General features: G+C 40.7%; 14 protein-coding genes and 2 tRNA genes. 12 read left to right on the forward strand and 4 right to left on the reverse strand.

Features of this window, described 5'->3' with window-relative positions:
• Positions 1–13 precede the first annotated feature (13 nt).
• From TEGAF0_RS01815 to TEGAF0_RS01830, 4 genes are all read left to right on the forward strand, one after another.
• On the forward strand, positions 14–1,036 hold the full coding sequence (locus TEGAF0_RS01815) for a glycosyltransferase family 2 protein (protein ID WP_264899579.1): 1,023 nt from the start codon (positions 14–16) through the stop codon (positions 1,034–1,036).
• Positions 1,037–1,080: 44 nt separating this feature from the next.
• On the forward strand, positions 1,081–1,284 hold the full coding sequence (locus TEGAF0_RS01820; RefSeq protein WP_026751632.1) for a hypothetical protein: 204 nt from the start codon (positions 1,081–1,083) through the stop codon (positions 1,282–1,284).
• 68 nt (positions 1,285–1,352) lie between these two features.
• Positions 1,353–1,428, forward strand: a tRNA-Gly gene (locus tag TEGAF0_RS01825).
• A 37-nt stretch (positions 1,429–1,465) separates the two neighbouring features.
• Positions 1,466–1,551: transfer RNA gene (locus tag TEGAF0_RS01830), tRNA-Leu, on the forward strand.
• 184 nt (positions 1,552–1,735) lie between these two features.
• On the opposite strand, the gene purE is transcribed toward TEGAF0_RS01830, so the two are convergent.
• Together purE and TEGAF0_RS01840 are read right to left on the reverse strand one after the other, a co-directional pair.
• The gene (gene purE, locus TEGAF0_RS01835; RefSeq protein WP_264899581.1) at positions 1,736–2,254 is read right to left on the reverse strand and encodes a 5-(carboxyamino)imidazole ribonucleotide mutase; all 519 of its coding nucleotides are present in this window, start codon (positions 2,252–2,254) and stop codon (positions 1,736–1,738) included.
• A gap of 10 nt (positions 2,255–2,264) precedes the next feature.
• On the reverse strand, positions 2,265–2,987 hold the full coding sequence (locus tag TEGAF0_RS01840; protein WP_264899582.1) for a pyridoxine 5'-phosphate synthase: 723 nt from the start codon (positions 2,985–2,987) through the stop codon (positions 2,265–2,267).
• A 64-nt stretch (positions 2,988–3,051) separates the two neighbouring features.
• On the opposite strand from TEGAF0_RS01840, the gene TEGAF0_RS01845 reads away from it, so the two are divergent.
• Positions 3,052–4,890, forward strand: a complete 1,839-nt coding sequence (locus TEGAF0_RS01845) for a UbiD family decarboxylase (RefSeq protein WP_264899583.1) — start codon at positions 3,052–3,054, stop codon at positions 4,888–4,890.
• 51 nt (positions 4,891–4,941) lie between these two features.
• Positions 4,942–6,147: an anhydro-N-acetylmuramic acid kinase gene (locus TEGAF0_RS01850; protein WP_264899585.1), complete on the forward strand. Its 1,206-nt coding sequence runs from the start codon at positions 4,942–4,944 to the stop codon at positions 6,145–6,147.
• A gap of 129 nt (positions 6,148–6,276) precedes the next feature.
• Here TEGAF0_RS01850 and TEGAF0_RS01855 read toward each other — a convergent pair whose 3' ends face one another.
• Complete coding sequence (locus TEGAF0_RS01855; protein WP_264899587.1) at positions 6,277–6,714, reverse strand: hypothetical protein; 438 nt, start codon at positions 6,712–6,714, stop codon at positions 6,277–6,279.
• Between the two features lie 363 nt (positions 6,715–7,077).
• Between TEGAF0_RS01855 and rpmB the strand changes: the two genes are divergently transcribed.
• The 5 genes from rpmB to TEGAF0_RS01880 all read left to right on the forward strand — a co-directional run bounded on the left by rpmB (position 7,078) and on the right by TEGAF0_RS01880 (position 9,156).
• Positions 7,078–7,314, forward strand: a complete 237-nt coding sequence (gene rpmB / locus TEGAF0_RS01860) for a 50S ribosomal protein L28 (RefSeq protein WP_026751641.1) — start codon at positions 7,078–7,080, stop codon at positions 7,312–7,314.
• Positions 7,315–7,339: 25 nt separating this feature from the next.
• A complete protein-coding gene (rpmG, locus tag TEGAF0_RS01865; protein ID WP_026763708.1) occupies positions 7,340–7,522 on the forward strand; it encodes a 50S ribosomal protein L33 in 183 nt (60 codons plus the stop codon).
• A 2-nt stretch (positions 7,523–7,524) separates the two neighbouring features.
• Positions 7,525–7,698 (forward strand): DUF4295 domain-containing protein, encoded by a 174-nt coding sequence (locus TEGAF0_RS01870; protein WP_264899591.1) that lies wholly within the window; start codon positions 7,525–7,527, stop codon positions 7,696–7,698.
• Between the two features lie 78 nt (positions 7,699–7,776).
• A complete protein-coding gene (gene ftsY / locus TEGAF0_RS01875; RefSeq protein WP_264899593.1) occupies positions 7,777–8,739 on the forward strand; it encodes a signal recognition particle-docking protein FtsY in 963 nt (320 codons plus the stop codon).
• Positions 8,740–8,745: 6 nt separating this feature from the next.
• Positions 8,746–9,156, forward strand: coding sequence for a hypothetical protein (locus tag TEGAF0_RS01880; RefSeq protein WP_264899595.1), 411 nt, complete (start codon positions 8,746–8,748; stop codon positions 9,154–9,156).
• 16 nt (positions 9,157–9,172) lie between these two features.
• Here the strand turns inward: TEGAF0_RS01880 and TEGAF0_RS01885 are convergent, their stop codons facing one another.
• The gene (locus tag TEGAF0_RS01885) at positions 9,173–9,649 is read right to left on the reverse strand and encodes a hypothetical protein (protein ID WP_264899597.1); all 477 of its coding nucleotides are present in this window, start codon (positions 9,647–9,649) and stop codon (positions 9,173–9,175) included.
• A 109-nt stretch (positions 9,650–9,758) separates the two neighbouring features.
• Here TEGAF0_RS01885 and TEGAF0_RS01890 point away from each other — a divergent pair, with 109 nt between their 5' ends.
• Positions 9,759–10,724: a polyprenyl synthetase family protein gene (locus TEGAF0_RS01890; protein WP_264899599.1), complete on the forward strand. Its 966-nt coding sequence runs from the start codon at positions 9,759–9,761 to the stop codon at positions 10,722–10,724.
• Positions 10,725–10,730 lie beyond the last annotated feature (6 nt).

Raw genomic sequence — 10,730 nt, forward strand, 5'->3', positions numbered from 1 at the left:
CAAAACTTCCAATTTGAGTCCTTCTGTTGCAGTAGTCATTTTAAATTACAATGGTAAAAAACACCTTGAGCAATTTTTGCCTTCGGTGATGGCTACCAGTTATTTAAATCTTCAGATTATTGTGGCGGATAATGGATCCAACGATGATTCCATCGATTTTGTACAGCGAAACTTTCCTCATATTAAAATTCTTGACCATCATATTAATGAAGGATTTGCAGGTGGATATAACTGGGCCCTGAAAAGGGTAGAAGCAGATTATTACGTGTTATTGAATTCTGATGTAGAAGTTACCAATGATTGGGTTACTCCCGTTATTGAGTTGATGGAAAAAGACAAAAGCATTGCTGCCGCACAACCCAAAATGCTGGCTTTTCAGCAAAGGGATTCTTTTGAATATGCCGGTGCCGCTGGCGGCTGGATTGATCAACTGGGTTATCCTTTTTCGAGGGGCAGGGTTTTTGATATTTGTGAAACAGACGAGGGGCAGTATAACCATTGCGAACCCATTTTTTGGGCATCCGGAGCAGCCATGTTTGTGCGTGCAAAAGTCTTTCATGAAATGAACGGATTTGATCCTTATTTCTTTGCGCATCAAGAAGAAATTGATTTGTGCTGGCGAATGCAGCTGGCTGGGTATACCATTATGGCTTGTCCCTTATCAGAAGTATACCATTTGGGCGGAGGAACATTACCCAGAGGTGGGAGAAAGGTATTTCTGAATTTCAGAAACAATCTGATCATGCTGGCAAAAAATCTTCCTTTTACAGAAATGCTTTGGAAACTACCCGTAAGATTTTTCTTGGATGCCGTTTCTGCCTGGAAAGGTTTATTAACAGGAGATATTTACTTTTTTACTGCTATTATGAAAGCGCATTTTGCTTTTGGTTGGTGGTTTGTAGGCCGGTATGCATTGGTGAAGAAGGTCAGCAAACCTATGCACACGTTGAATGGTGTATATAAAGGATCTGTTGTCTGGAACTATTTTGTAGAGAATAAAAAACGTTTTCTGGAAATTATATCCACAAGGAGATGATAATTTTAGTTGCTTACCTTATTTTTGCACTGCAATAATTAACTATGTCACAGGAAATACTAGAACACAAAGCAAAAGATATTAAGACAAACTGGGTGAATTCTTCCAGATTCTTATTCTACCTACAGGTATTTTGCATTTTGGCCTTTGTATTAGGCGGCTGTTACCGTATGTACAATCAGCGCTACAAGGGGAAACCCAAGGTAGAAGTGCAAAGCAGTTCTAAATACAAACCAGAATATAAATAATCGAAAAAAAATTTTGTTATGAACTAGAGATTGCTATTTTTGCACTCCCAATTTAGTTCTTACAAAACGCGGAAGTAGCTCATTTGGTAGAGCACGACCTTGCCAAGGTCGGGGTGGCCGGTTCGAGCCCGGTCTTCCGCTCCAAGAAATCCCGCTCACAGTTGCGGGATTTTTTATGGCAGCCCCGGTGGTGGAATTGGTAGACACGCAGGACTTAAAATCCTGTTCGCCGCAACGCGAGTAACGGTTCAACTCCGTTCCGGGGCACAAAGCCTCTCTGAGAATTCAGAGAGGCTTTTTTATTTGTGAGCGACGAAAGCTTGCTTTCGGAAGCGAACAAATAAAAAAGCCCTCACCGCCAAAGGCGGTGAAGAGGCTTTGGGTAAGACCCACTATTCGGTAATCAGCGAGCGAAGCGAGCTAATCCGTTCCGATGATTTATAATCTTATTTTACATATCAAACTGATTCGGCCATTTTGCTTTTAAGCCAGCTGCTTTTTCCTCTACAGCATGTTTCATATCTGTTTTGTAATTGGTCATTTTTTGCGCAATGCCAGCATCAAAAGCTCCTATGATTTGAGCAGCTAACAATCCAGCATTCTTCGCTGCATTTAATGCAACAGTAGCAACAGGAACTCCATTAGGCATTTGTAAAATAGATAGAACAGAATCCCATCCATCTATAGAATTAGAAGATTTAATAGGAACGCCAATTACGGGTAAGGTTGTTACAGATGCAACCATACCTGGTAAATGCGCAGCTCCGCCTGCGCCAGCAATAATCACTTTCAATCCTCTATGAGCTGCGGAAGATGCATAGTTCATCATTCTTTGAGGTGTTCTATGCGCGGATACTACGGTTAGTTCAAAAGGAATGCCCATTTCAGTAAGCACTTCTGCAGCTGCTTGCATGATTGGTAAATCGCTATCGCTTCCCATGATGATGCCTACCTGAGGATGATTATTCATATTGATGTAATTAATGCGTTAGTTGTCTTTTATAAATTTGAACGGTGTTTTCCAATCCCAAATAAAGGGCGTCGCAAATTAATGCGTGTCCAATACTCACTTCATCCAGCCAGGGAATTTCTTTGCTGAAATAACCCAGATTAAATCTGTCTAAATCGTGACCTGCATTCAGTCCCAAACCTAAACGTCTCGCAGCTTCCGCTGCAGCTACAAATGGAGCAATCGCAGCTTCTTTATTTCCTTTTGCAAATCCTACGGCATAAGACTCTGTATACAATTCAATACGGTCTGTGCCGGTGGTAGCAGCGGCTTCTACCATTTCTACCGCTGGATCTACAAAGATGGAAACGCGTATGCCTGCTGATTTAAATACTCCGATGATAGATTGTAAATAAGATTGGTGTTCAATTGTATTCCATCCGTGATTGCTGGTGAGTTGCCCCAAGGCATCGGGAACCAATGTAACCTGAGCTGGCTTTGAAGCAAGCACCAGATCAACAAACTTTTGCTCTGTCGGATTTCCTTCAATGTTAAATTCTGTATGCAATACTTTTTTTAAATCGTATACATCAGCATAACGGATATGTCTTTCATCCGGTCTTGGGTGAACCGTTATGCCATCCGCACCAAACTTTTCAATATCCAATGCAGACTGAATCAGGTCAGGATTATTGCCTCCTCGGCTGTTTCTTAGTGTTGCCAGCTTATTGATGTTTACACTCAGCTTTGTCATAGTGCAAAATTACTTTAAACTATTCGCATATCAACCTTTTAGGCTTTAGCTTTGTTGGTAGCATATGAATTATTCATCTTTAGAAGCCTGTTTAATTGACCTAGAAAAAAATGGTCACCTGGTTCGTGTGAAGGAGGAAGTGGATCCTTATCTGGAAATGGCTGCCATACATCTTAGGGTCTACGAAGCAAAAGGCCCTGCTATATTATTTGAAAACGTAAAAGGCTCCCGGTTCAGGGCGGCATCTAATATTTTTGGTACTCTCGATCGTTCCAAGTTCATTTTCCGTGATACCATTGAAAGTGTTCAGAAACTGATAGAACTAAAAAACGATCCAATCAAAGCCCTTAAATCACCGCTGCAAAATGTAGCAGCTGGTCTGGCCGCGCTCAAAGCGCTGCCTTTAAAAAATCCCTGGACCAAACCAGTGATGTATGAAGAAATTACCATCAGTGATCTTCCATTAATTCATCATTGGCCAATGGATGGGGGGGCTTTTGTTACTTTACCTCAGGTATATACAGAAGATATTGAGCAGCCGGGTATCATGAAAGCCAATCTGGGTATGTATCGCATACAACTTACGGGAAATGATTATGCAAAAGACAAGGAGATTGGGTTACATTATCAGTTGCACAGGGGTATTGGGGTTCATCAGACCAAGGCCAATGCAAAGGGCCAACCTTTAAAAGTCAGTTGTTTTGCAGGAGGTCCTCCATCTCATACCTTGTCTGCTGTTATGCCACTGCCAGAAGGCATAAGTGAAATGACTTTTGCCGGCGTGCTAGGCGGTCGCCGATTCCGCTATACTTATGAAGATGGTTTTTGTGTTAGCACCGATGCAGACTTTGTGATTACCGGTGAAGTATACCCGGGGGAGAATAAGCCCGAAGGTCCATTCGGCGATCATTTAGGATATTATAGTTTACAGCATGATTTTCCATTGATGCGTGTTCACAAAGTATATGCAAGAAAAAATGCGATATGGCCATTTACAGTAGTTGGTCGTCCTCCTCAAGAAGACACCAGTTTTGGTGAACTAATTCATGAAATAACGGGGGCGGCAATCCCGCAGGAAATACCTGGCCTGAAAGAAGTACATGCAGTGGATGCAGCAGGAGTGCATCCGTTATTGCTTGCGGTAGGGAGTGAAAGATACACACCTTATACACCCACTAAACAGCCCGCAGAACTGTTAACGATTGCCAATCACGTATTGGGAACTGGTCAGCTAAGTCTTGCGAAGTTTTTATTCATAGCAGCTGATGATTCCAATCAACTGAGTACGCATCCGGTGCAGCCATTTTTGCAGTATGTATTAGAAAGAATCAACCTGCAAAGAGATGTGCATTTTTATACCAATACAACCATTGATACACTGGATTATTCAGGTACTGGATTGAATTCTGGAAGCAAAGTAGTTTTTGCAGCCTATGGAGAACCCATACGCAAATTGGCAACTGAAGTCCCATCTGTGCTGAATGAATTAACACAGTTTGAAAATCCTACCCTGGTGATGCCTGGGGTGATTGCCATACAAACAAAGGCGTTTACCAATTATCAGACAGTAAAAGAAGAAATGAAAATGCTGAACTATCAATTGCATGATTCGATAGATCAGTTGCAAGGAATTGCCATGATAGTGGTTTGCGATGATGCTAATTTTGTAGCGGCCAATTTGCGTAATTATCTTTGGGTTACTTACACCCGTTGCAATCCTTCGCATGATATTCATGGCATAAAAGAAAGCGTTCTAAACAAACACTGGGGCTGTGAAGGTCCGTTGGTAATTGACGCCAGAATTAAACCGCATCATGCACCTCCGGTCGAAAAAGATCCTATTGTAGAAAAAAGGATTGATCGTTTGTTTGCTAAAGGAGGAAGTTTGCAGAATATTGCGTAAAAATCTGTTTTTCTTGCGGTTATTTGCGTATTTTAGGTAAAATTATTGACCATGAACCAATACATTGCCCAATTAGCAAGGATGGGTGCAGCCCCCAAAAGAACCATCATCGGTTTAATGAGTGGCACATCTCTGGATGGATTGGACATTGCTGTTTGTGAAATTACAGGCAGTGGTATGGAAACAGAAGTGGTGGTCAAAAATTTTACAACTATCGCTTTTGATGAAAATTTTAAATCGGCAATCAGAAAGATTTTTTCGCAAAAAACAATAGATTTTGAACTGCTGTGTTTGTTGAATCCCTGGGTGGGTGAACAGCATGCGGCCATGATATTAGAAGCTTTAAAGGGCTGGGGGATTAGACCCGCCGAGATAGATTTAATTGCAAGCCATGGTCAGACAGTCTACCATGCACCAAAGCTTTTGCACGGGAAACCCCAATATGGTAATGCCACCCTTCAGATAGGAGATGGGGATCAGATTGCGGTAAAAACAGGAATCATAACGGTAAGTGATTTTAGACAAAAACATATAGCTGCAGGAGGGGAAGGTGCTCCCTTGGCGGTATATGGTGATTATTTTATTTTCAGTAAGAAAGGAGAGGATCGTATTATGTTGAATATTGGAGGAATTGCCAATTATACTTTCTTGCCTGGTAGTTTAGACGCTTCCAAAATCTTCAGTACAGATACAGGTCCGGGAAATACAATGATGGATCAGTTTGTGCAGCAATATTTCAATTGTGCATACGATAAAGATGCGGCAATTGCCAAGCAAGGAAAAGTGAATGATGCTTTACTCAAAGCGTTGTTGTCCGATTCTTTTTTCGCAGAATCTTTTCCTAAAACAACTGGGCCTGAATTATTTAATCTGGCTTATTTAAATCGGGCGATTCAGGCTTCAGAACAAGAAGGAATCAGCCAATACGATATAATGGCCACTTTAAACCGATTTACCGCATCTACCATTGTTACGGCCATTGAGCGAGGGCAGGAAATGATCGGAAATAAAGCGCTTACCGTGTATAGCAGCGGAGGAGGCATGCATAATCCAATGATTATGGATTTTATTGAAGCGTCTTTGCCCGATGCTCGTTTTTTTACAACAGATGCTTTGCATATTCATCCAGATGCCAAAGAAGCGGTACTTTTTGCCGTACTGGCCAATGAACATATTGCCGGAGGTTCTGTATCTATTGGTGGAGGAAAAGCAGGAATTCCTTCTGTAACTATGGGGAAAATCAGTTTCCCTCTATAAGATCCCTCCCCCCAATAATGGCTTCCCCTAAACGCCCCCAATGAAAAAGCTGCCCCTTTTGGAACAGCTTTGATCAACCATATATATAAGAGCCATGAGTTACATAGATAGCCCTGAATGAAGAGGATCTTATTTTCTGTTGTTTGCGAAAATGCTCACTTCGCCATATTCAGAAATAGCCAGCACCAGGTATTCTTTTTCAGTTGTCATAGATACATAGTAACTGGTTTCGTTGTATTCATTGGTAAATGCAATACATTCTTGGAGAGCATATTCAGGGAAAGTGTATTTGCTGGTAATGGTTTTTAATGCGTTTTTTGGCAACTTATCAAAATCTTGGTAGCGGGTAGTGCCAATTAATTCCCCCTCTGTACTATAGAACACTTCTACTTTTTGTTCCTCCACCTGAACACTTGCCTTTTCAAATTTGGCAGCTGATTTCCACTGTATATTGCTTACTTTACCCAATAGACTTTTCAGGTTTCCCTTGTCTGATTCCTGGGTAACTGGGTTGGCAAAACTGCTGGTGCTAACTAAAATGGCGGCTGCGATAAGAATCTTTTTCATGTTTTTATTTTTTGTTTGTTTTTTACGTTTAACAAGTCAAAACTACTGGCTTGCATATATCAGACGAAGGGCATTGTGATAGGTTACATGGCCCGATAGGTCTAATAGATGAGTGGTAGGAGCGGCGGTAAACTCAAATGGGGTATATTTGCTGAAATTCAATTCAGACAAGGGATTGCCGGGGTTTGTTTAGGAAAAGTTAAGGGCTGTTTTCCTGTGATGAAATTTGTTAAAGTGTTTTTCACACTTGATAAAAGGCGGCTTTTTTTAAAAAAAATGGAAAAAATACTTTGTTAGGTTTGTTAATTTGGTGAATTTTCCTACCTTTGCCGTCCGAAAAAATCGGAAAAAAACATTAGAGTCATGGCAAGAGTATGTCAGATAACCGGTAAAAAGCCAATAGTTGGTAACAGTGTTTCTCACTCAAACATTAAAACCAAGCGTCGTTTCTTACCTAATTTGCAAAAGAAGCGCTTCTTCTTTGCTGAAGAAGATCGTTGGGTAACGTTAAAAGTGTCTACAGACGCTTTAAGAACCATCAATAAGAATGGTTTAAGTACAGTAATTAAAGAAATGAGAGCCAACGGCGCTAAAATCTAACTAAACACAGTAAACTACCTATAAAATGGCAAAGAAAGGTAACAGGGTTCAAGTAATACTAGAGTGTACCGAGCACAAGACCAGCGGTCAGCCGGGTACCAGTCGCTATATTACTACCAAGAACAAAAAGAATACGCCTGAGCGTATTGAATTGAAGAAATTCAACCCAATTTTGAAAAAAGTAACCGTTCATAAAGAAATCAAATAATCATGGCTAAAGTAGCTTCCAAAAACGCGAAAGTAAAAGACTTAAAAGCAGCAGCTGAAGCAAAGAACTGGACTAAAGTTATTAAGGCCGTTCGTAGCCCTAAAACTGGTGCTTACACTTTCAAAGAGCAAATTATACACAAAGACAAAGTGAACGATTTTATCGCTTCTAAGTAGTCTTTCGTTGTCAATAATCTTAAAGCTTCCTTCTTCATCGTCGGAGGCTTTTTTGTATTAAACCAATAAATATCAGCCATGGGCTTTTTTGATAAATTATTCGGGAAAAAAGAGAAAGAGAGTCTGGATCAGGGTTTGCAGAAAACCAAGGAAGGATTCCTTTCTAAAATAACAAAAGCCATTGCTGGTAAAACAACTATTGACGACGAAGTACTGGATAATCTGGAGGAGGCCTTGATTGGAGCGGATGTTGGTGTAGATACCACTTTGCAGATTATCCGAAAAATTGAGCAGAGGGTTAAAAATGACAAATATCTCAATACCAGTGAGTTAAATAAGATACTTCAAGAAGAAATTGCATCTGTATTAGTGGATGCACCCTTGGATTCCTTACAGGGATTCCAAATCCCCGAAGGGAAAAAGCCATATATCATTCTAGTGGTTGGAGTGAACGGAGTAGGTAAAACCACTACAATTGGTAAGCTGGCTTCCCGTTTTAAGGCGGCGGGCAATTCTGTGGTGTTGGGCGCAGCGGATACTTTCAGAGCTGCTGCCGTTGATCAGTTGACGATTTGGAGTGAAAGGGTAGATGTGCCGATAGTAAAGCAGGCAATGGGGTCAGACCCCAGTGCAGTGGCTTATGATACGGTTGCCAGTGCGGTTGCCAGAAATGCCGATGTTGTGATTATAGATACGGCCGGGCGACTGCATAATAAGGCTCATTTGATGGATGAGCTAAATAAAATCAAAAGGGTAATTCAAAAAATTGTTCCCGAAGGTCCTCACGAGGTATTACTGGTATTGGATGGATCCACAGGGCAGAATGCAGTTGAGCAAGCCAGACATTTTACAGCCACAACCAATGTTAGTGCACTAGCCATTACCAAGCTGGATGGAACTGCAAAAGGCGGGGTTGTTCTGGCCATTGCCAATCAATTCAATATTCCCGTAAAATATATTGGAGTGGGGGAAAAAGTAGAAGACCTGCTAATTTTTAATAAAGAAGCATTTGTAGACACTTTATTTTCAATCTCAAAATAAAATGCAATGAAAAAAATCGTACTCTTTTCAGCCATTTTATTGGCTGCAGCTGTTTCATCCCAAGCGCAATTGGGTAATGCTTTAGATAAAGCCAAAGCGGTAGGAGCTGCTGCTGGATTTGATGTGAATACACTCTCGAGTGGTATCATGGGTAAATTGGGACCTGCATTGGCACTAACAGCTGCTCAAAAGCCAAAAGTAGCGGCCGCAGTTACCGAATACCTGAAGCAGAAGGCACAATTTGTTGATAAGCAGAAAACCAATCCTGCAGAATATATGCAGCGTCAAATGGGAATTGCGCAAGGGTTAAAATCTAAATTGACCGGGATATTGCTCAAGAATCAAATGAATAAATTCCTGGGTTTAAAACCTGCTAGCAACGACCCGGCCAATGTGCTTTCTCAATTGTTTTTTTAATAGTAGTGGGAATCTTTTAAAAAGTATAGCGTATGGCTAATCCACCCCATCCGCCTTCGAAATAATTATATCCGATAAAGTTAAAGGAGGGCTGCCAGTCAAAACTAAGATTGAGCGGTGCTCCTTTAATTTTATAGTCCAGACCCAATACCCCATCTACACCAATGGCAATTCCGTCTGCTCTGCCCGGGTATCTCGATTTCCAGTTGTCACTCCATACACCAATATGTCCACCACCGCCTATATACCACTGAAGTCCTTCAGCACCTGTAATAGGAAAGTGGAGTTCATAGAGCCCAGTCAGTCTGAATCCATCATTAGAAATATATCCCAACCCTTCTAAGGCTCTTCCTTTTTGTGTAAAGTGTTTCACTGAAATGGCACCGGGATACATTTTTACACCCAATGCAGTTTGATAGCTGCTTCCGTTGTTTTGTGCCTGTGCCAGACTTGTTGTAAGGGCCAATGCCAATACCATCATTATTTTTCTCATGTTCATTGTTTAGGAATATCCTTACAAAATCGTGCCAATCTGCAACCGAATGCTAAAAAAAATGTTAAGCTGCTGAAGAGTTCCATTATTTTATAATTAGGTTTGTAGCATGTTTTCATTCAAAGATTTATCGGCAGTATTCAGCCAGCGATTTAATCACTCGCCGTTTCCTTTAACACCTGCAACTCTTTACGAGCCATGTAATTATTTTTTAACCATTGGCGGTAAAAGAATTCGTCCCATTCTTTGTTTGATGGGCAATGAATTGTTTGATGATATTCATGAAGATGCATATCATCTGGCTGCTGCAGTGGAGTTGTTTCACAATTTTACTTTGATTCACGATGATATTATGGATGCAGCTGCGCTAAGAAGAGGAATGGAAACCATACATAGCAAATACAACCAAAGCACTGCTATATTATCAGGAGATGTAATGATGATTCAATCTTATGAAGAATTGAACAAAATCAATGGAAGTTATCTTCAGAAAATTTTGAAAATTTTCAATAAGACTGCAAAAGAAGTTTGTGAAGGTCAGCAATTCGATATGGATTTTGAAAATCAGGACGAAGTTACACTGGAAGCTTACATTGAAATGATTACCCTGAAAACTTCTGTATTGCTTGCAGCTAGTTTAGAAATGGGGGCAATTATAGGAGGGGCAAGTGAAGGCAATTGCCGACACCTGTATGAATTTGGAAAAAACCTTGGCATCGCTTTTCAGATTCAGGATGATTATCTTGATGCATTTGGTGATCCACAAAAATTCGGAAAAGAAGTAGGGGGTGATATCCGTCAGAATAAAAAAACATTTTTATTGTTGCATACATTGGATGTGGCACCCGAACAACAAAAAAGAGAACTGTATCAATTAATGCAAGGACAAACTACCGAAAAAGTGCAGAAAGTACTAGCTATTTACAAAGCCTGCGGGGTAGATGCATGGGCCAATACCTTAAAAGAACAATATTTGCAAAAGGCAATGGAACATCTCGAAGCCATTGCAGTTGTTTCAAGCAGAAAGAAACCGCTCAAGGAATTGGCAGACTTCCTGATTCAGCGAGACGTTTAATTTACT

Origin of the sequence: Sediminibacterium sp. TEGAF015 (genome assembly GCF_025997995.1) — a bacterium.
Classification (GTDB): domain Bacteria; phylum Bacteroidota; class Bacteroidia; order Chitinophagales; family Chitinophagaceae; genus Sediminibacterium.

Coding starts and splice junctions, on each gene's coding strand:
- rpmB (WP_026751641.1), top strand. CDS start 7,078: ATGGCAAGAGTATGTCAGATAACCGGTAAAAAGCCAATAGTTGGTAAC.
- rpmG (WP_026763708.1), top strand. CDS start 7,340: ATGGCAAAGAAAGGTAACAGGGTTCAAGTAATACTAGAGTGTACCGAG.
- TEGAF0_RS01850 (WP_264899585.1), top strand. CDS start 4,942: ATGAACCAATACATTGCCCAATTAGCAAGGATGGGTGCAGCCCCCAAA.
- ftsY (WP_264899593.1), top strand. CDS start 7,777: ATGGGCTTTTTTGATAAATTATTCGGGAAAAAAGAGAAAGAGAGTCTG.
- TEGAF0_RS01885 (WP_264899597.1), bottom strand. CDS start 9,649: ATGAGAAAAATAATGATGGTATTGGCATTGGCCCTTACAACAAGTCTG.
- TEGAF0_RS01870 (WP_264899591.1), top strand. CDS start 7,525: ATGGCTAAAGTAGCTTCCAAAAACGCGAAAGTAAAAGACTTAAAAGCA.
- purE (WP_264899581.1), bottom strand. CDS start 2,254: ATGAATAATCATCCTCAGGTAGGCATCATCATGGGAAGCGATAGCGAT.
- TEGAF0_RS01820 (WP_026751632.1), top strand. CDS start 1,081: ATGTCACAGGAAATACTAGAACACAAAGCAAAAGATATTAAGACAAAC.
- TEGAF0_RS01855 (WP_264899587.1), bottom strand. CDS start 6,714: ATGAAAAAGATTCTTATCGCAGCCGCCATTTTAGTTAGCACCAGCAGT.
- TEGAF0_RS01880 (WP_264899595.1), top strand. CDS start 8,746: ATGAAAAAAATCGTACTCTTTTCAGCCATTTTATTGGCTGCAGCTGTT.
- TEGAF0_RS01890 (WP_264899599.1), top strand. CDS start 9,759: ATGTTTTCATTCAAAGATTTATCGGCAGTATTCAGCCAGCGATTTAAT.
- TEGAF0_RS01845 (WP_264899583.1), top strand. CDS start 3,052: ATGAATTATTCATCTTTAGAAGCCTGTTTAATTGACCTAGAAAAAAAT.
- TEGAF0_RS01840 (WP_264899582.1), bottom strand. CDS start 2,987: ATGACAAAGCTGAGTGTAAACATCAATAAGCTGGCAACACTAAGAAAC.